21 protein-coding genes are annotated in these 20,036 nt (G+C 38.5%); 15 read left to right on the forward strand and 6 right to left on the reverse strand.

Annotated features, from left to right (window positions below; all coding sequences use genetic code 11):
* The first annotated feature begins 6 nt into the window (after nt 1-6).
* The 5 genes from F935_RS07900 to ychF all read left to right on the forward strand — a co-directional run bounded on the left by F935_RS07900 (nt 7) and on the right by ychF (nt 4,591).
* Complete coding sequence (locus tag F935_RS07900) at nt 7-837, forward strand: MetQ/NlpA family ABC transporter substrate-binding protein (protein ID WP_016138437.1); 831 nt, start codon at nt 7-9, stop codon at nt 835-837.
* Between the two features lie 13 nt (nt 838-850).
* Nucleotides 851-1,684, forward strand: coding sequence for a MetQ/NlpA family ABC transporter substrate-binding protein (locus F935_RS07905; RefSeq protein WP_016138438.1), 834 nt, complete (start codon nt 851-853; stop codon nt 1,682-1,684).
* Nucleotides 1,685-1,689: 5 nt separating this feature from the next.
* Entirely contained in the window at nt 1,690-2,766 is a 1,077-nt protein-coding gene (locus F935_RS07910) for a methionine ABC transporter ATP-binding protein (protein WP_080645560.1), read from the forward strand.
* The gene (locus F935_RS07915) at nt 2,747-3,406 is read left to right on the forward strand and encodes a methionine ABC transporter permease (RefSeq protein ID WP_016138440.1); all 660 of its coding nucleotides are present in this window, start codon (nt 2,747-2,749) and stop codon (nt 3,404-3,406) included. Before F935_RS07910 ends, F935_RS07915 begins: the two co-directional genes overlap by 20 nt.
* 93 nt (nt 3,407-3,499) lie before the next feature.
* Nucleotides 3,500-4,591, forward strand: a complete 1,092-nt coding sequence (gene ychF, locus F935_RS07920; RefSeq protein ID WP_002050104.1) for a redox-regulated ATPase YchF — start codon at nt 3,500-3,502, stop codon at nt 4,589-4,591.
* 48 nt (nt 4,592-4,639) lie between these two features.
* On the opposite strand, the gene F935_RS07925 is transcribed toward ychF, so the two are convergent.
* Complete coding sequence (locus F935_RS07925; RefSeq protein WP_016138441.1) at nt 4,640-5,161, reverse strand: Mpo1 family 2-hydroxy fatty acid dioxygenase; 522 nt, start codon at nt 5,159-5,161, stop codon at nt 4,640-4,642.
* Between the two features lie 93 nt (nt 5,162-5,254).
* On the opposite strand from F935_RS07925, the gene F935_RS07930 reads away from it, so the two are divergent.
* Together F935_RS07930 and F935_RS07935 are read left to right on the forward strand one after the other, a co-directional pair.
* Nucleotides 5,255-5,962 (forward strand): Crp/Fnr family transcriptional regulator, encoded by a 708-nt coding sequence (locus F935_RS07930; protein ID WP_016138442.1) that lies wholly within the window; start codon nt 5,255-5,257, stop codon nt 5,960-5,962.
* 171 nt (nt 5,963-6,133) lie between these two features.
* Nucleotides 6,134-6,430 carry a hypothetical protein gene (locus F935_RS07935; protein ID WP_016138443.1) on the forward strand — a complete coding sequence of 99 codons (297 nt, stop codon included), beginning with the start codon at nt 6,134-6,136 and terminating at the stop codon, nt 6,428-6,430.
* 74 nt (nt 6,431-6,504) lie between these two features.
* Here the strand turns inward: F935_RS07935 and F935_RS07940 are convergent, their stop codons facing one another.
* Entirely contained in the window at nt 6,505-6,975 is a 471-nt protein-coding gene (locus F935_RS07940) for a hypothetical protein (protein WP_212749577.1), read from the reverse strand.
* Between the two features lie 121 nt (nt 6,976-7,096).
* On the opposite strand from F935_RS07940, the gene F935_RS07945 reads away from it, so the two are divergent.
* The 6 genes from F935_RS07945 (at nt 7,097) to dapC (ending at nt 13,889) form a co-directional block, all read left to right on the forward strand.
* A complete protein-coding gene (locus tag F935_RS07945; protein WP_080645561.1) occupies nt 7,097-7,819 on the forward strand; it encodes an AzlC family ABC transporter permease in 723 nt (240 codons plus the stop codon).
* Between the two features lies 1 nt (nt 7,820).
* Nucleotides 7,821-8,162 carry an L-valine transporter subunit YgaH gene (gene ygaH / locus F935_RS07950; protein ID WP_016138446.1) on the forward strand — a complete coding sequence of 114 codons (342 nt, stop codon included), beginning with the start codon at nt 7,821-7,823 and terminating at the stop codon, nt 8,160-8,162.
* A gap of 130 nt (nt 8,163-8,292) precedes the next feature.
* Nucleotides 8,293-8,682, forward strand: coding sequence for a tautomerase family protein (locus tag F935_RS07955; RefSeq protein WP_016138447.1), 390 nt, complete (start codon nt 8,293-8,295; stop codon nt 8,680-8,682).
* A gap of 112 nt (nt 8,683-8,794) precedes the next feature.
* Nucleotides 8,795-10,003: a formate-dependent phosphoribosylglycinamide formyltransferase gene (purT, locus tag F935_RS07960; protein WP_016138448.1), complete on the forward strand. Its 1,209-nt coding sequence runs from the start codon at nt 8,795-8,797 to the stop codon at nt 10,001-10,003.
* Nucleotides 10,004-10,030: 27 nt separating this feature from the next.
* Nucleotides 10,031-12,694 carry a [protein-PII] uridylyltransferase gene (glnD, locus tag F935_RS07965; RefSeq protein WP_016138449.1) on the forward strand — a complete coding sequence of 888 codons (2,664 nt, stop codon included), beginning with the start codon at nt 10,031-10,033 and terminating at the stop codon, nt 12,692-12,694.
* Nucleotides 12,695-12,719: 25 nt separating this feature from the next.
* A complete protein-coding gene (gene dapC, locus F935_RS07970) occupies nt 12,720-13,889 on the forward strand; it encodes a succinyldiaminopimelate transaminase (RefSeq protein ID WP_016138450.1) in 1,170 nt (389 codons plus the stop codon).
* A gap of 58 nt (nt 13,890-13,947) precedes the next feature.
* Here dapC and F935_RS07975 read toward each other — a convergent pair whose 3' ends face one another.
* The 4 genes from F935_RS07975 to msrB all read right to left on the reverse strand — a co-directional run bounded on the left by F935_RS07975 (nt 13,948) and on the right by msrB (nt 16,391).
* Nucleotides 13,948-14,580, reverse strand: coding sequence for a LysE family translocator (locus tag F935_RS07975; RefSeq protein ID WP_016138451.1), 633 nt, complete (start codon nt 14,578-14,580; stop codon nt 13,948-13,950).
* A 64-nt stretch (nt 14,581-14,644) separates the two neighbouring features.
* Nucleotides 14,645-15,490: an AraC family transcriptional regulator gene (locus tag F935_RS07980; protein ID WP_016138452.1), complete on the reverse strand. Its 846-nt coding sequence runs from the start codon at nt 15,488-15,490 to the stop codon at nt 14,645-14,647.
* Entirely contained in the window at nt 15,490-15,975 is a 486-nt protein-coding gene (locus F935_RS07985; RefSeq protein WP_003651303.1) for a glutathione peroxidase, read from the reverse strand. Before F935_RS07985 ends, F935_RS07980 begins: the two co-directional genes overlap by 1 nt.
* Nucleotides 15,972-16,391 carry a peptide-methionine (R)-S-oxide reductase MsrB gene (msrB, locus tag F935_RS07990; protein ID WP_016138453.1) on the reverse strand — a complete coding sequence of 140 codons (420 nt, stop codon included), beginning with the start codon at nt 16,389-16,391 and terminating at the stop codon, nt 15,972-15,974. Before msrB ends, F935_RS07985 begins: the two co-directional genes overlap by 4 nt.
* Before the next feature lie 238 nt (nt 16,392-16,629).
* Here msrB and F935_RS07995 point away from each other — a divergent pair, with 238 nt between their 5' ends.
* A complete protein-coding gene (locus tag F935_RS07995) occupies nt 16,630-18,060 on the forward strand; it encodes a pyridoxal phosphate-dependent aminotransferase (protein ID WP_016138454.1) in 1,431 nt (476 codons plus the stop codon).
* Between the two features lie 475 nt (nt 18,061-18,535).
* Nucleotides 18,536-19,843: a dicarboxylate/amino acid:cation symporter gene (locus tag F935_RS08000; RefSeq protein ID WP_016138455.1), complete on the forward strand. Its 1,308-nt coding sequence runs from the start codon at nt 18,536-18,538 to the stop codon at nt 19,841-19,843.
* The last annotated feature ends 193 nt before the right edge of the window (nt 19,844-20,036 follow it).

A 20,036-nucleotide genomic window follows, 5' to 3' on the forward strand; every position in this document is an offset into this window, starting at 1 on the left:
ATAGACATGGCTCAAACAGCCTCAAAAAAATGGCTAGGCGTAGGCTTAGTCGTTGTAGTCCTTTTTGTTGCTTTATTCTTTTGGAATAAACACCGTCAAAGTGGCTCAAATGAACTTGTAATTGGTATTAGTCCACCATTTGCAAAAACTTTACAAGCTGCTGCTGATGAAGCAAAGCAACAGGGTTTAAATGTAAAACTGGTCGAATTTTCCGACTGGAACACACCAAATATTACCTTAAATCATGGGGATATTGATGCGAACTTTTTCCAGCATCAACCTTTCTTAGACAATGCAATTAAAGAAACTGGCTTTAAATTAAAGGCATTTGCAGTAGGTGCAGCATCACATGTCGGACTTTATTCAAAGAAATATAAAAGCTTTGATGAGTTACCACAAAATGCACGTGTAGTCATTCCAAATGATCCAGTGAATCAAGGCCGTGCCCTACTACTTTTACAGCAAGCAAAATTAATTACGCTTAAGGATTCAAACAATCACTTATCTGCACTCAAAGATGTTGTTTCAAACCCTAAAAATTTGCAATTCGTAGAGGTTGAAGGGCCACAAACTGCTCGTGCAATTGATGATGTTGACTTAGCTTTTGGCTATCCACATTACTTGCGTTTAGCAAAAACAGCTGACCCTGAAAGTGCACTTTTACTTGATGACAATACCAATAAACGTTATGCCATTTTGTTTGTAGTGCGTGACGACTATCAGGATAAAGGCGACAAATTGAAAAAATTTGTTGAGATCTATCAAAACTCGCCAAAAGTTAAAGCTGTGTTAGATGCTGAGATTGGGCCAAAACTTTGGTTCCCTGGCTGGAAGTAATAACGGAAAGATTATGGCGATTCAGTTCAAACAACCTAAATCTTGGTTACTCGGAATTACGATTATTATCGTAGTTCTGGGCCTCGTCGGTTACCGTTATATTAAAAATAAGCAACCCGATGATGTGTTAACGATTGGCATTAGTCCACCTTATGCTGAGTTATTACAAAGCGTTGCCAATGAAGTAGAAAAGCAAGGCGTTCATGTCAAACTCGTTGAATTTTCTGATTGGCGAGCACCAAATGTTGCCGTACAAAACGGCGATATTGACGCAAACTTTTTCCAGCAAAGTGTATTTCTACGCAATGCTGTTAAAGAAACTGGTTATGACTTACATGCATTTGCCGTGGGCTCAGGAAGTCATGTAGGTTTATATTCAAAAAAATATAAAACACTTGAAGACTTACCTTCGCAAGCACGTGTTGCTATTCCAAATGATCCCGTCAATTTAGCTCGTGCCTTAATTTTGCTCCATCGCGCGGGCTTAATTCAGCTGAAAGATAGCAACAATGAGCTTTCAACGACTCAAGACATTATTGCCAATCCTAAACAGCTAAGCTTTGTTGAGGTTGAAGGCCCACAAACAGCACATGCATATAACGATGTCGATTTAATTTTCGGCTTCCCCCACTACTTAAAAATGGCAAAGGTAACCGACCCACATAGCGCATTATTTTTAGATCCAATCGATAAAAAATATGCAATTTTGTTTGTGACCCGTCGCGATTACCAAGACAAAAACCAAAAACTTGCAACCTTTGTTAAAGCATTCCAGAACTCAAAACAAGCACAAGATATTCTGGATAAAGACTTTGGCCAAGGTATGTGGTTTCAAGGCTGGAAATAAGGAGAATGACGATGGTGAGTTTTGGATCACAAGTTGATTTTTCTCTACCCCATATCAAAATTCGTGGTTTAAATAAGTTTTACCAATCGCAGGGTCAAAAACTGCATGCTTTAAAAGAGATTAACCTTGATATTCCTCAAGGTAAGATTTTAGGCATTATTGGTAAAAGTGGTGCAGGAAAATCATCCCTACTCCGCACTTTAAATGGCTTAGAACAAGTAAATACAGGCAGTATTCACATTCATCAACAAAACATTGCTGAATTGAGTCATGCTGAGCTCATCCAAACACGCCAGCGAATTGGAATGATTTTCCAACATTTCAATTTGATGTCTGCAAAAACGGTCTGGGAAAATGTGGCATTGCCCTTAAAAGTTTCCAATTACAACAAAGCAGATATCGACCAACGTGTAAATGAAGTTCTGGCACTCGTAGGTCTTGCAGATAAGTCTGGTCATTATCCGTCACAACTTTCTGGCGGGCAAAAGCAACGTGTCGGTATTGCACGTGCACTTGTTCACCACCCTGAAATTTTACTTTGTGATGAAGCAACCTCAGCACTTGACCCTGAAAGTACCGCCACTATTTTGGCTTTACTTAAGAAGATTAATCAGGAACTTGGCCTAACCATTGTACTCATCACTCACGAAATGCAGGTCATTCGAGAAATATGCGATCAAGTCGTGGTGATTGACCAAGGTGAAATTGTAGAAGCTGGACAAGTTTGGTCTGTGTTTTCACGACCAGAACAACAGATTACTCAAGAATTGTTAAACCTTGAGCAGATTACTCTGCCTTTTAAAATCAACCCTCTGCCCGATGAAGATTCGACTCATATTATTCTAAAACTGAAATATGAGGCTGAAGCACATCTGGTTCCGGATATTCAAGAATTACTGGCTAGATTTAAAGCACCCGTCAATTTATATCAAAGTCAGGTCGATACCATTCAAGGCCACATTATTGGTTCACTTTTAGTGGGTATTCCGAACGTAGAAATTGATCTTTCATCTATACGACAAGACGCATCAACTGCAATTGCACAATTTGAGGTACTTGGCTATGCACGACCAGCTCATTGATTTATTAATTACTGGAACTGTAGATACCTTACTCATGGTAGGTGCATCTGCGTTTATTGCTTTTTTAATTGGCTTACCGATTGCTGTTGTTTTAGTCAGCACTTCTGAGCACGGCATTCATCCGTCACAAAAAATTAATCAGGCTTTAGGTTGGGTCATTAACATTACTCGTTCTGTGCCTTTTCTTATTTTAATGGTCGCACTCATTCCGCTTACTCGCTGGATTGTCGGTACGAGTTATGGCGTTTGGGCAGCTATTGTTCCATTGACGATTGCGGCAATTCCTTTCTTTGCCCGTATTGCAGAAGTCAGCTTACGTGAAGTCGATCAAGGCTTAATTGAAGCAGCACAAGCAATGGGTTGTAACCGTAAACAAATTATTTGGCATGTGCTTTTGCCAGAGGCTTTACCAGGTATTGTGGCAGGCTTTACTGTGACTATTGTGACCATGATTAACTCCTCTGCCATTGCTGGTGCTATTGGTGCTGGTGGCTTAGGAGATATTGCTTATCGTTATGGTTATCAACGTTTTGATATGCAAATTATGCTGGCTGTGATTTTTGTGCTCATTGTTTTGGTGATGTTAATACAAGCCACAGGTGATGCATTAGCCCAGCAACTTGATAAACGCAAAGTTTAAACTCAACAGAACCCTGCTCTAGCCATGACTTTGTCATGGCTTTCATGTAAAATCAGCCACAATTTTTAATTTACACATTTGTGAGTGGTTTTCATGGGTTTTAATTGCGGTATTGTTGGTCTGCCAAACGTAGGGAAATCTACCCTTTTCAATGCATTAACGAAAGCAGCAATTGCAGCGGAAAACTTCCCTTTCTGTACCATTGAACCAAACACAGGTATTGTTCCTGTACCAGATCCACGTTTAGACAAACTTGCTGCGATTGTTAAACCACAGCGTATTTTGCCAACTACAATGGAATTTGTGGACATTGCAGGTCTTGTTGCTGGTGCATCAAAAGGTGAAGGCTTAGGTAACCAATTCCTTGCTAACATCCGTGAAACTGATGCAATTGCACATGTTGTACGTTGTTTCGAAGATGAAAACGTGATTCATGTAAATGGTAAAATTGATCCATTAGACGACATTGCAACTATTAATACTGAACTTGCACTTGCCGATCTTGAAACTGTTGCTAAAGCAATTTTACGTTTAACTAAAGTTGCTAAAGGCGGAGATAAAGAAGCTGTAGCAACTAAAGCAGTTTTAGAAAAAATCCAACCTTTACTTGACGAAGGTAAACCAGCTCGTGCAGCTGATTTGTCTGATGACGAACGTAAATTAGTTCGTGGTTTTGGTTTAATGACTTTAAAACCAACCATGTATATTGCAAACGTTGCAGAAGATGGTTTTGAAAACAACCCACACTTAGAAGCAGTTAAAAAACTTGCGGCTGAAGAAAATGCAATTGTTGTTCCTCTTTGCAACCAAATTGAAGCTGAAATTTCATTGTTAGAAGATGAAGATCGTGCTGAGTTTTTAGAAGCAATGGGCATGGAAGAACCAGGCTTAAATGTGGTTATTCGTGCAGGTTATGCGCTTTTAGGTTTACAGACTTATTTCACTGCTGGTGTACAAGAAGTACGTGCATGGACAGTAAAAGTTGGCGCAACAGCTCCTCAAGCGGCTGGTGTGATTCATACTGACTTTGAAAAAGGCTTTATCCGTGCTGAAGTTGTTGCATATGATGACTTCGTACAATACAACGGTGAAAACGGCGCTAAAGAAGCTGGTAAATGGCGTTTAGAAGGTAAAACTTACGTTGTTCAAGATGGCGATGTAATGCACTTCCGTTTTAACGTTTAAGTTTAAAGCTTAAGAAAAAGCCCCATTATGTTGGGGCTTTTTTTATTGTTAATGGCTAAGATCCATCGCCTCTCGTTTACTGTGCGCCTCTTGTAAAATACGCTCATGCAAAGGCTTTCTAAAACCCAGCATAAAAATAAATTCTGCCAATACAAATAACGGTCCTATCGCAAGTCCAATCACATCATCAACAAAAGCTGGTTTTTTCTTTTCGAAATAATGCCCAACAAACTGAAAGACCCACCCCACCACAAAGAAACCAATACTTGCGGCCAACCATCCTCCCCAAGACAATTGAGCAATTTGGCTCGCCAGTGGATACACAGCGACTAAAAGAATCAGCATGAGCAAACCAAATACTTTATCCAAAATAAAATAATAGATCGTACTAGCTGCAATCAACACCATGGCTAAAGTCAATTTAAAACTACCAATATCGATTCCTGCTCTCGCTGTTAAACATAAAATTGAAAAAACGATGAGCGGAATACCAATAAAATGCGTCAAAATATTTTTATGATTTAAGTGGTAAGCCGCATATTTGCTAAGCTGTTGCTCCAGATTTGACATGAGTTGTTCCCTATTCATCTATCTATAGTCATACTGTACAAATAAAGAAAACTTAAAGTTGTCAGCTATTTGACAAAGTAATGAATTTTTTTCATGGATGGCCCAATATTGGACATTATTTATATTAACCGATTAAAAGAAAACACATGGTTTAGTGTGCTTCCAGAAGCATTCCAAAACTTTATTCTAGAGCATGGTAAGCAAAGAACCTTTGAAAAAAACAGCTATGTTTTCCGTGCCCAAGATATATTTGATGGCATTTATACTGTGCTTGAAGGCTCAATTAGCTTAGGTTATGTCGATGTAAATGGTAATGAAGCGCTTTCTGCAATTGCTGAACCAATTATGTGGTTTGGTGAAATATCCCTGATTGATCATGAACCGCGCTCACACGATGCGATTGCTTTGAAAAAAAGTACCGTTCTGCATATTCCAGCAAAACCATTAAATGAATTACTCAAAGACAATCCATATTATTGGTACTACTTTGCACGTTTAACCAGTCAAAAACTCAGATACGTTTTCTTAGAACAGATTGCTATCCAAACACGCAGTATTTCTCAAAGGCTTGCTCAACGTCTTCTATTCATTTTAGAAGGATATGGGAATCATATTCTTATTCAAGATCATGTCATCCATATTTCTCAAGAACAATTGGCAAATATGCTGACCACATCCAGACAGACCATCAACCATGAGCTGAGTCTGCTCGAAAAACAGAAAATCATTAAAATTGCTTTTAGAAAAATCGAGATTCTAGATATTGAGAAATTGAAAGTAGTTGCTAAAGCCCATTCCTAATCTTTGCATAGCCCGCTATATGACAAAAACTTAAAACCAAATTAAAAAAATAGATAACGCTGCAAAACAACACATTGTTCAAACTCTATTTCACAAAATAAATGTTTTAAAGCAGATATTTTCATTTTACACTCAAGCTGAGCAATAATACTCAACAAGGCGCTGATTAACATGAAAAAATTATCAACAATTCTTACAGCAGGCGTATTGGCTATGTTAAGTGTTTCGGCATTTGCATGTCCAAAAGGAACTCAATTACAAGGTGGTACAGGGCCAAATCATAAAGGCGGGAAATGTGTTGCTGCACATGGCAAAGCAACTGCTAAAAAAGAAGCAGTAAAAGCAAAACAAGATGTTAAAAAAGATATGACTGAACAAAAACATGAAGCAATGATGAAATCTATGCATGCTCAGCACGATGCAACTCAAATGAAACATGATGCAATGAAACCAGCAACAAAACCTTAATTAACATTCACTCATTATCGTTTTAAAAGCAAAAAAGCGAGATTAATCATCTCGCTTTTTTATATTTATAAATTTTATTTTGGCGAAGTATTTCCAAGATTTGGCGTATCGATCGCATCCTTACACTGAGCTTTATCTCGCTCATAATCAGCTTGCTTCTTAGCAACTGAATCATTATTTTCAAGCGTTTCACGAGCCCATACATCTAGACTCGTTAGAGCTTTACGACAAAGTGCGTATTTCCCTTCAGTTACTGAGTCCGTCATTTTTACATTAATACGCCAGTCAGTGCTCAATTGGCGTAAAGGTTTACGAACTTTGTCATCGATTTGACTCAGTTGCTTTTCATAAACCAAATGTTCAACCGTATTAATTAATGTCCATGCTTTTTGAGCATAAACAGTTGCATCATTGGTTAGTTTAGGTGCTGGCTTAATTTCTACTTTTTTTTCTGCCTCATGATTACCATTGTCACAGCCCTGCAATGCAAAAATACCTGCACTCAACATGGCGATATAAACTAAACGAATCTTTGCGTTGAACATAGCAAACTGCCGATTAAACATTTCGGCACTATGCTATTAAATTCGGCTACAATACTCAATCTTTCAAGTATTTTTATCATTTGGTTTATTGCCAAGGTGTATTGTGTCCGAACAACAATTGATGCCTGCCCAAACGGCAACTTTTTGGCAAGGCGCCAAAGATAGTCAAGCTATCGTACTCACCTATTTACCCGTTTCTTTTGCCTTTGGCGTTTCTGCATCTCAGTTTGGTTTTACACCATGGGAAGCTTTTTTCCTATCTTGCTCAATGTATGCCGGAGCCAGTCAGTTCTTAGTTGTCGCACTTCTAGCCAGTGGTTCATCTATCTGGTTAACTGCATTAACAGTCATTGCACTTGATATTCGCCATGTGCTTTATGGACCAGCGCTATACAACCTGATTCCAAACAAATTAAATCTTAAAAAAACGGCGGTGTGGGCATGGGGCTTAACCGATGAAGTTTTTGCAAGTGGAATGATCCAACTGTCACAACGTCGTCAGCAATGGTCTGAGTCTTGGATGTTAGGCTTGAGTCTATTTAGTTGGATGGCTTGGGCAACTGGCTCATTGTTAGGCGGATTATTTGCAGATCAAGTCGCTCATCTTCCAAAGTTTTTACAAGCAGCCTTAGACTTCTTATTACCTGCTTTATTTTTAAGTTTTTTATTAGCGGCATTTGAGCGAAAGCATAGCCTTGTAGTTGCTGTATCTTTAGTCGTTTCAGCGTTGTCATGCTATTGGATTAACCTATCTGCGGCTATTTTTATTGGTATTCTTTCAGGCATTTTAGCCGGCTTGTTTAAACATTATGTGCTGAAACAACAAGAAGAGGTCGAAGTTTAAAATGAACCTAGAGATTATTCTGGTCGGTATCATTGTTGGTATTGCCAATTTCGCCTCACGTTTTGGACCATTTTTTGTTATACAAAAGCTAAAAGGTACCGAGCAAAGACGCGGTTCAGTCTGGCTAAAAATTGCTTTGGGTTGTATTGGTATATCTGCAATTAGTGCCATGCTTGTGGTTGCCACTCTTCCACCACTTCTTGAAAATCCAGATAAAAGCTTAGCCATGCTTATTGGCTTTCTGGTTTTAGCAGGCCTTTATTTTAAATTTAAGAAAATTGTTCCGGCAACGTTAACTGCCGCAATTGTTTATGGCCTGATCTATACATATTTACCTTTATAAATAGATAAACTGATCTTCCTTATATAAAATGAAACCTAGCCAGAAGCCTTTAAGATTGAAACTTCTGGCGTAAAAATCTAATTTTTGAATTGATTAAAAAGATAATCTTACCGACTTCATAGAGATAAAAATGTCACAAGTTAAAATTTACGCGAATGAACAAACGATTATGCAGTATCGAGAATTACTTTCTCATGCAATCCATCAAGCTTTAATTCAAGAGTTGAAATATCCTGTCGAAAAAAGATTTCAGCGTTTTATTAGTCTTAAGCCTGGAAATTTTATCTATCCTTCCGACCGTAGCCAACACTACATTATTATTGAACTCTCAATGTTTGCTGGACGTAGCCCAGCTACTAAGAAACAACTCATTCAAACTTTATTTCGCAATATTGAAGAACAATGCAAAATAGCTCCTCAAGATATTGAAATTACGATTTTTGAAACCCCTAAAGAAAATTGGGGTATCCGCGGTAAAAATGCAGATGAGTTGCTTTTAAATTATCAAGTTAATATCTAAAAAAGTGACATTTTAATTGTCCGACAAAATTAATCTTTTTATGTGTCATAAAGCTTAACTCCATCATAAGTTCTGCTATGCTTAAAAAAATAATTTTGTCAGGACGATTCGCATGAGCGTGACACTCGGTACCCCACTTCAGTCTTCTGCATTTAAAGTTTTATTGTTAGGTTCAGGAGAGCTTGGCAAAGAAGTTGTAATTTCTTTACAACGCCTTGGTGTAGAAGTACATGCAGCCGACCGTTATGATTATGCGCCAGCCATGCAAGTTGCACACTTTTCTTATGTGTTAAATATGGCTAATCCAACTGAGTTAAAACAGCTCATCGAGAAAATTAAACCGAATTTAGTTGTTCCAGAAATTGAAGCCATCGCTACAGAAGTTTTGCTTGAAATTGAAGCGAGCCAAACTGCAACGATTATTCCTTCTGCTAAAGCTGTAAACCTGACTATGAACCGTGAAGGCATTCGTCGTCTTGCGGCTGAAGAACTTGGTTTACCGACTTCTGCTTACCGCTTTGCTGACTCACTAGAAAGCTTCCGCGCTGCTTCTGATGATATTGGTTATCCAAACTTTGTAAAACCAGTAATGTCATCTTCAGGTAAAGGTCAGTCTCGTGTAAAAAGTTTCGATGAAGTCGATACTGCTTGGGAATATGCGATGCAAGGCGGTCGTGTTAACCAAGGTACGGTCATTATTGAATCTCAAATTGATTTTGATTTTGAAATTACATTACTTACCGTTCGTGCTAAAAACCCTGAAACTGGTGAAATCGAAACTCACTACTGCGACCCAATTGGTCACCGTCAAGATGCAGGTGATTATGTAGAAAGCTGGCAGCCCCAACCTATGACCGTTGCTGCACTTGAAGAAGCAAAACGTATTGCGAATAAAGTGACAATAGCACTTGGTGGCTGTGGTATTTTTGGTGTAGAACTGTTTATTAAAGGCGACAAGGTCTGGTTTAGTGAAGTCTCGCCTCGCCCACATGATACTGGCCTAGTGACTTTAGCGTCACAATTTCAAAGCGAATTTGAATTGCATGCTCGTGCTATTTTAGGATTGCCAGTGAATACGGCGCGCCATAGTGTTGCTGCTAGTGCAGTTATTTATGCTGGGGTCGATGCCAATAACTTAAGCTATAGCGGTTTAAATACGGCATTGGCTAACCCAAATACCGACTTACGTCTGTTTGGTAAACCAGAAGGTTTCAAACGACGTCGTATGGGTGTGGCAACTGCGCGTGCAGAAAATACGGATCTTGCTCGTACTTTAGCGAAAGAAACCGCTGATCAAGTAAGCGTAAACACCAACTCTTAATATTTACTTTTTGGTAGACCCATTTTCATGATCAATACATCGCCATTGCTGAACTACGTTACAAGCCATCATGATATTAAAGCCATTAATCAATGGCGAACGGATGTAGAAAAGCAATTGCAGGATTCATATGAAAATGGGCAATCTATTCGAGAAGTCATTAAAGCGCGCTCAGACCTAGTTGACGAAGCACTGATCTTTTTGTGGAAACATGCCGAACTTGACCAGACAGGACTAGGTCTTTTTGCTGTGGGTGGTTATGGGCGCCGTGAAATGTTGCCCTATTCCGATGTTGATATCATGATTTTATCGGAACATGAAATTAACGAAGAAAATGAAAAACGCATTTCTACATTCATTTCCTCTTTATGGGATGTTGGCAATTTTAAGCCCGGTATTAGCGTTCGCACCATTCAAAGCTGTGTTGAACAAGCTGCTACCGATTTAACTGTTGCAACTACACTCATCGAAGCTCGTTTAATTACGGGTAATAGTCAACTTGCAAAATGGCCGCGTCGTATTGTTTCGCAAACGTGGACAGACAAAACATTTTTTGATGCAAAAATGGCTGAACAAGCTAAGCGTTACCACCAACACAACAATACTGAAAGCAACTTAGAACCTGACATTAAAAATGCGCCTGGCGGCATTCGTGATATTAACCAGATTGGTTGGATTGCTAAGCGTCATTTCCGCGTAAACCGCATTTATGACTTAGTTCATTTAGGTTTTATTTCAGAATTCGAATTAAACGTTTTAGAAGAAGCTGAAAGTTTTCTTTGGGAAATTCGTCACCATTTACATCGCTTAGCGAAGCGTGATGAAAACCGTCTTCTGTTCGATCATCAAAGAGAAATTGCGGCTCAATTTGGTTACACCCGTCAGGAAGGTCAGCCTGTAAACTACGGTGTCGAGCAGTTCATGAAACGCTACTACCGTACAGCTCAACAGGTTTCAACACTCAATGAAATGTTGTTGGCCTATTTTAGCGAATCGGTGATTACTCCGCGTTTACCAAATTACGAACGTAAAATTGAAGTCGTTAATGATCACTTTAAGATTGTCGACAATAAACTAGCCGTACAGCACCACAAAATCTTCGCAGAACATCCAAGTGCTATTTTAGAACTATTCTATATTTTGGCTAATCGACCAGATATTGAAGGTATTCGCGCTCGTACTTTACGCCTACTTATTCTTGCTGCAAAACGTATTAACCAAAATTTTCGAGATAATCCTGAGCATCAAGCCCTATTCATGTCAATCATTCGCTCACCATATCGTTTATACGATACTTTGGTTGCGATGAAACGATATGGTGTTTTAGGAAACTATATTCCAGCCTTTGGTCAGATTATGGGTCTCATGCAATATGACCTATTCCATATCTATACAGTTGATGCACACACATTATTATTGCTGCGCAATTTAAACCGTTTTAAAGAACCAGAATTTGCTAAAGAGTTCCCTGTTGTAAGCTCTGTTTTCCAACGTCTTGCACGTCAAGATATTGTGTTTATTGCTGCATTATTTCATGACATTGCCAAAGGCCGCGGTGGAGACCATAGTGAACTTGGTGCAGAAGATGCGATTGAGTTTGGACGTGCACATGGTTTTACAGAGCGTGAATGTAAATTAATTGCATGGCTCATTCACAACCATTTGCTCATGTCACTCACTGCTCAGAAAAAGGATATTTCCGATCCGGATGTTGTTAAAGATTTTGCCGAAAAACTTGGCGATATGGAACATCTTGATTATCTATATACCTTAACAGTTGCGGATATTAATGCGACAAATCCAAAACTGTGGAACACATGGCGTGCTTCGCTTATGCGTCAACTTTATACGCATGCCCGCGATGTCATTCGTACAGGTTTAAGCCGTCCTGTTGACTATCAAATGCTAATCGAAGACACCAAATTTGCAGCAAGTGAATTACTGGTGAATAACTTCTCATTGGCAGACGTTGAAAAAGTATGGCAAGAACTGGGCGATGAATACTTCATTAAAGAATCGGCAGATGAAATTGCATGGCACACACAAGCAATTTTGAAACACGGTGATAACCCAGAGCCATTAGTACTGTTACGTGCTCACCGTAAAGCTGCGCAAGATGCCGTACAAATCTTTATATACACACGTGACCAACCCAACCTTTTTGCCACGACTGTAGCAGTTTTGGACCGCATGAACTTAGACGTTCAGGATGCAAAAATTATCACTGCAAGTACAGCATTTAGCTTAGATACATATGTTGTACTTGATCGCTTTGGTACATTGCTAACCGACCCTGAACGCGAAGAAACAGTTAAAACTGCATTAGTGAAAGCGCTTAGTCAGCCAGACCAATATCCAGGACTTATGCAACGTCGTATTCCACGTCAACTACGTCATTTTGATATTGAAAATACAGTTGACGTTACATTGAATGAAGCGTTACAGCAAAACATGGTTGAAATTTCAACACTCGATCACCCCGGCCTACTTGCACGTGTAGGTGGTTTATTTATGATGCAAGGTTTAGACATCCATTCAGCTAGAATTGCAACTTTAGGTGAACGTGCAGAAGATATTTTCTTTGTCACGAAAAAAGATGGAAAACCGTTAAATAACGAAGAGGTCAAACTCTTCTCGGAAAAGCTTAAAGCTGCATTAGATGAAGCATCTAATCAAATTTGTCAGCACTGAAACTCAACTATCTGGTAACTGTTTAATGAACTCTAGCTTGTCGTTATTGCACCCATATCCATTTGAAAAGTTAAACCAACTTTTTAAGGATATCACTCCTGCTCATCTTCCCTTGATTCCACTATCAATTGGTGAACCTAAGCACCCAGCACCAGAGTTTGTTAAACAGGCAATTATTGACAACTTTAATCATCTATCAACTTATCCAAACAGCAAAGGCTTACCTGAGCTTCGCCAAAGTATTGCAGACTGGCTAACTAAACGTTTTAAACTTAATAGCATTAGTGCTGAAAACCATATTTTGCCAGTGTCTGGTACACGTGAAGGGATTTTCTCATTTGTTCAAGCGCTCATTAACCGTGAAGACGCACCGTATGTGGTAATGCCGAATCCGTTTTATCAAATTTACGAAGGCGCAGCGCTACTTGCCGGCGCAAAACCTTATTTCATCAATTGCACCGAAGAAAATGGTTACTTAGGTGATTTTGATGCTGTACCCGCAGAAGTATGGGAAAAAACTGCCCTTCTTTTTGTATGTACGCCGGGTAATCCAACTGGCACTGTGCTTTCTAAAGAACAATTCAAAAAGTTAATTGCCTTATCTGATCAATATAATTTTGTTATTGCTTCTGACGAATGCTATTCAGAACTTTGGTTCGATCAAGCACCTACAGGTTTATTAGAAGTTTGCGCAGAAATTGGTCGTGATGACTATAAAAACTGTGTCGTATTTCATTCACTGTCTAAACGTTCAAACTTGCCGGGTTTACGCTCAGGTTTTGTAGCGGGCGATTCAGAATTATTAAAACCATATTTGCAGTACCGTACTTATCATGGTGCAGCAATGCCTGTTCAACATCAACTTGCATCAATTGCGGCATGGAATGATGAAGACCATGTTGAAGAAAACCGTAAGCAATATCGTGCAAAGTTTGATTTATTCCAAAACGAACTAGGTCACTTATTACCTCTGCAAAAGCCAGATGCAGGTTTTTATTATTGGTTAAAAGTCGATAACGATGAAACTTTTGCCAAGATGCTAATGGAAAAAGCCCATATTAAAGTTTTACCAGGTCGTTACTTATCTCGCGACACAGATCAAGGCAACCCTGGGGAAAATCATGTACGTATGGCTTTAGTCGCCGATTTAGCGCAATGCGAAGAAGTAGTTAAGCGTTTAAAAGCAATTCTTTAAGCATAGATAAGTTGTATAGCCTTCATGATTATTTAGCATGCAGGCTATACAACCGACATTAACTATAAACAATGAGTAAGATTGCAAAACATATAAAAGCCAGACTAGAGCAATAATATAAGCCTATTGCTGAACGTTTAATCTGTTCTAGAACTCGATTTTGAAGCAATAGACGAACCAACAGTAGGTTCCAACCAAGCACCACTCCAGTCATCCACGTACTCATTAGCATTTTTTGAAGCAGACTAAAGTCATGCTGAATAAGCAGCATCAAACTACTATAAAACATAATATTTTTGGGATTAAGAAGACTAGATTGTATTCCCAACATTGAGCTCTTAACTTTATCCTGATGTTGGTGCTCTTGATCAATCAGCTCTTTTTTTTCAGTAGCAAAAGTTAAGTTGCCAGACCGAGCAGCCCTAAAACAAAGATAACTCAAATAAACCAAATACCCGGCCCCAAGCCACTTAAGTACTAAAAGAATGGTCGTACTCAAATTTCCAAGTAACATAAATCCGAACATACACGCCATCAAAATTAAGGCATTACCAAACGTAATTCCTGCAATGACACCATATGTATAGCGCACCCCCTTTTGCAAAAGGCTGGTGAGAATAAGAAAAAAATCAGGTCCCGGAGATAGCAGCGCTAAAAAGTGAGTAAAGGCGATAACTAAAAAAACTTCCATAACGATTTCATCTGTAAAACAATATGGAATAGCTTAGAAATAGAGAAAAATAATTTATTGTAAATTATTGCGCGGCAGCAAGTTGGAACTGTCGAGGAGTGATTCCGGTATGCGCTTTAAAAGCTTTATGAAAATGGCTCTGATCACTAAAGCCCAAATTTACTGCCAACTCTGCGAGTGAAATTCCTTGTTTAAGCAGTTCTCGAGCTTGGTTAATCTTTAAATTAATTTGAAATGCATGAGGTGTTAAGCCAACATTAGCTTTAAATAGACGAATAATAGCATATCGACTAAGACCTACCTGCTGTGCAAGCTCTTCTAGAGAAATAAACTGTTCTGATGATTTAATAATATGAATTAAATCCAGAAAGTCTTCATACAAATATTGAGTTTTCTGTATTTCTTCTAATATAAAATGAGGCAGTAACAACTGAGTAAGGCAATAGATAAGCGACTGTTCTTTTTCAAGAATCAATTTTTGAGGATCAAATAAAGTTTTATTCATACCAGAAAAAGCCTGATATAAAGACTCATCTTTAATAATCAGAGGTCTATGCTGGGGCAAATTTAAATCAAAGCCCCCTTTTTGAAATTCGGCATACCATTGATTAAGCCAAGATATATCCAGATGCATCATTTGGTAACTCCAAGCCTGATCCGGCAGCGGGTTACAAGAATGTTCAATGTGGGCAGGCACAATAACTAACGTGCCCGCAGAAATCTTTTGTGCTGTACCAAATGAGCTTTGAAAAACGCTATTCCCTTCATCTATAGCCCCAATAGAAAATGTTGGATGACTATGAGATTTATAACATGTTCGGCTAAAACAAGATCTTCTGGTTTCAACATAAGGCATTCGCCCATCTTGCCAAAACTCAAAAGCTTGAGGAATAGCGTTCATTGAATTCATTAACTTGCTAATGCTTTTTCAATATCAGCTTCTAATGCTTCTGGTTTAGTCGTAGGCGCATAGCGATTAAGCACAGCGCCATCTCTGCCTACCAAAAATTTGGTAAAGTTCCATTTAATCGTGCTACTGCCTAAAATGCCTTTAGCTTCACGAGTTAAATATCTAAAAATCACGTGGGCTTCTGGTCCTTTTACATCTACTTTCGCAAACATCGGGAATTTCACACCATAGTTGCGCTGACAGAACGTACCAATCTCTTTATTGTTACCCGGATCTTGCCCGCCAAACTGGTTGCAGGGAAAACCCAAAACTTCCAAGCCTTGATCTTTATATTTCTCATAAAGTTTTTCAAGGCCAGCAAATTGTGGTGTAAAACCACATTTACTTGCAGTATTTACAATTAGTAAAACTTTACCTTTGTAATCAGCTAATTGCTTAACTTCACCCTCTAACAGTTCAGCTTCAAACTGATAAATATTACTCATGGATAGGTTTCCTCATCATTTTTTTCTTGTGATTTAAGTTGTAATGATGCCGAGTTTACACAATAGCGCAAACCAGTCGGCTGTGGTCCATCTTCAAAAACATGCCCTAAATGGGCTTCGCAATCATGACAAATAATTTCTGTTCTGACCATACCATGCGATAAATCGTCATGTTCTTCAATTGCAGTTGGCTCAATCGGTTTAAAGAAGCTAGGCCAACCACAACCACTGTCATATTTAGTATCTGATGAGAACAATTCTGCGCCGCAGCAACGGCAGACATAGGTGCCATGTTGCTTAGTATTCCAGTATTGCCCCGTAAATGCAGCTTCAGTGCCCTTTTGTCGTGTGATCCGATACTCTTCTGGTGATAACTCTCTTTGCCATTCCCGGTCTGTTTTATTGACTTTTCCCATGACATGCACCTTTATTCTGATGTAAACATTTCTGATGATTGAGTTTTATATTTACGCCATTCCTCACAAAAACACTAGTCTCTGAACGTAAAATTTGTTGGAATTTAATCACCTAAGCAATGGAAAGCAAAAAGTAAGCAAAATTAAAAATTAAAAGTAAGCAAATTTATGTTTTATTTTCTTCCAAGGAAGCAAAGATGGTGCTATTCTTGTTCGGCACGGTTGTATAGGACAAAACATGTCTCAGAAAAAAAGTGTGCTTTTCCAGCAACTATTACCAGTTATCAAACAGTATCAGCAATCGGGCTTTACCCATGAAAAAATTGTTGAATTACTAAAAGATCAACACGATCTAAATTTGGTAACAGTTAAAACATTTAAAAGTTATTTATACCGATATGCAAAAGTGAATCCAGCTATGTCTAAAAATACTGCTACTCTCCAATCCATGCCAACTTCTCGAGAAATAAAGAAATCATCGAAGCTTGAGCATGTTTGCTATGACATTCGCGGACCAGTATTACGAGCCGCCAATGAAATGGAAGAGCAAGGACATAAAATCATCAAGCTAAATATCGGCAACCCTGCTCCATTTGGCTTTGAAGCCCCACAAGAAATTATTAATGACGTTGCTTTAAACCTACCAAATGCGATTGGTTATGTTGACTCAAAAGGTATCTTTCCAGCACGTAAAGCTATCTGCCAGTATTACCAACAAAAAGGCATTCTAAATATGCACGTGAATGACGTGTATATCGGTAATGGCGTGTCTGAACTTATTGTTATGGCGATGCAAGGCCTGCTTGATGATGGCGACGAAATGTTGATTCCAATGCCGGACTACCCGCTTTGGACAGCAGCTGTTAATCTTTCAGGTGGTACAGCAATCCACTACAAATGTGATGAAGAAAATAGCTGGTATCCAGATATTGCTGACATTGAAAGCAAGATTACACCGAATACTCGCGGTATTGTCATCATTAACCCGAACAACCCTACTGGTTCAGTTTATCCACGTCATATTCTTGAACAGATTGTAGTGCTTGCAAAAAAATATGATCTAATTTTATTTGCTGATGAAATTTACGACAAAATTATTTATGACGGTATTGAACATGTTTCAGTAGCTTCATTAGCTGGTGACCAGCTTTGCGTATCTTTTAATGGTTTATCAAAAGCTTATCGTATTGCAGGTTTCCGTTCAGGCTGGATGGCAATTACCGGAGATAGAAGCCGCGCTGCTGACTATATCGAAGGTTTAGATATGTTGGCATCAATGCGCCTATGTGCAAACGTTCAGGCTCAATATGCGATTCAAACAGCTTTAGGCGGTTATCAATCAATTAATGACCTGATTCGTCCGGGTGGTCGTTTATACGAACAGCGCAATATTGCTTGGGAAATGTTAAATGAAATTCCTGGTGTAAGCTGCGTAAAACCAGATGGAGCAATGTACTGCTTCCCTCGCCTCGATCCAAACATCTATCCAATTGAAGATGACGAAAAGTTAATGCTGGATTTGTTACGCGCAGAAAAAGTATTATTGGTACAAGGTACGGGCTTTAATTGGCCAACTCCAGATCATTTCCGTGTGGTTTTCTTACCGGCCGAAAATGAATTACGAGAGGCAATCACTCGTTTAGGTCGTTTCTTAGCCAACCGTCGTTAAAAAAATGCATATCAAAAAAGGCATCTTAAATTGGATGCCTTTTTTGATAACTTTATTTAATTAATTTAAAAAAAGAATTATCCAAAACGCTTTTACCTTTTCATCTATTCAAAAATAAGAGTTTGAAATTAAATGCTTTTTATTAAAAATTTAATTCTTTTAATCTTTAAATTCTATTTAATAATTCATTTCCATATTTTTTACCATACGTTTAAATTTGTGCTCAATTTCACATTTTCCTCAATCTTCATTATGCAAAAAATGCATGGATCAATATATTTTTGCATTTCACACTGCTTCAAAATCGAGCAACAATCCCCTTCCATAACAACATCGCCATATTCGATTCGGTTAAACAGATACAGATATCTAGGAAGATAAAATCGGTAGAACGACCGGACTGAACTAACAAGGAAAGCTTTCAATCATTCAAATCCCATCAAAGAATGATTGAATCAAATGGATAGAGGTTCATATGAAGCAAAAGAAATTGCTCAAGTATATTGTTATTGCTATTTTACTTGGCGTACTGACAGGTTGGATTTGTCACCACTTTTTCAATGAAGGCGAACAGCTCAAACAGATCGCTTCTTATTTCAGCATCGCTACAGACATCTTTTTACGTCTCATCAAAATGATTATTGCTCCATTAGTATTTGCCACAATTGTTTCAGGCATTGTATCAATGGGGAAATCCACATCGATTGGTAGTATCACACTCAAGTCAATGACTTGGTTTATTACTGCTTCGTTTGTATCACTTGCCATCGGCATGGGTTTAGCAAACTTTTTCCAACCAGGCGCCGCTCTAGATTTAGCACTACCAACAGCTCAACAACTTAGTGGCGCTTCTCTCCCAGCGACCACTGGCTTTACACTGCAATCATTCTTAAGCCATGTGTTCCCACGCAGCATTGCAGAAGCAATGGCAAATAACGATATTTTACAAGTACTTGTTTTTGCTATTTTCTTTGGTTCAGCACTCGCTTTTGTAAATCAAGGCAACGAAAAAGAGTCTGTTATTGTTCGTTTGACTGAAGAACTTAGCAAGATCATGTTCCGTATTACTGATTACGTCATGATGTTTGCACCTTTTGCAGTATTTGCTGCAATCGCTTCAGCAATTACAGTACAAGGTTTAGGCTTAATTGTTGACTACGGTATTTTAATTGCTGAGTTCTATTTCGGTCTTCTGTTACTTTGGATTGTTTTGTTCTCTGTTGGTGCAATCGTACTTAAAAAAGACATTTTCCGCCTTGGCAAATTAATTCGTGAACCTGTAACTCTTGCTTTTGCTACAGCTTCAAGTGAATCTGCCTACCCTAAAGTAATGGATGCACTCAATAAATTTGGTGTACCTAAAAAAGTGACTAGCTTTGTATTACCGTTGGGCTATTCATTTAACCTAGATGGTTCAATGATGTACACCACGTTTGCAGTGCTGTTTATTGCTCAAGCTTACAACATCGATCTTAGCTTCACTCAGCAAATCTTAATTCTGTTAACTCTTATGGTAACAAGCAAAGGTATTGCGGGTGTATCACGAGCTTCTATTGTAGTTATTTCAGCAACACTCACCATGTTCCATTTACCAGAAGCAGGCATTCTCTTACTACTTGGTATTGATCAGTTCCTTGATATGGGCCGTACTGCAACAAACGTAGTAGGTAACAGTATTGCTACCGCAGTTGTTGCCAAGCTCGAAGGCGAAAAAGTAGCTGATACTGAAGTATTACCAGAGCCTGTATTAATTCAATCAACTCAAGAACAAACGACCGCTTAAGTTTCTCTTTTCTCCCACTCTCCCAACTTAAGAGCAATTTTATATGACCTTATAAAATTGCTCTTCTTTTTATTCTAAAATTAAACAATAAAAATTTATCCATATTTTTATATTAAATAATGAACCAAATAATACGCCTTAACCCCTATTAAATTTTCTTAATGAAAACCTTAAAAATAGAATAAAAAACACC

Source organism: Acinetobacter calcoaceticus ANC 3811, from assembly GCF_000399665.1.
In the GTDB taxonomy this organism is placed as follows: Bacteria; Pseudomonadota; Gammaproteobacteria; order Pseudomonadales; family Moraxellaceae; genus Acinetobacter; species Acinetobacter calcoaceticus_B.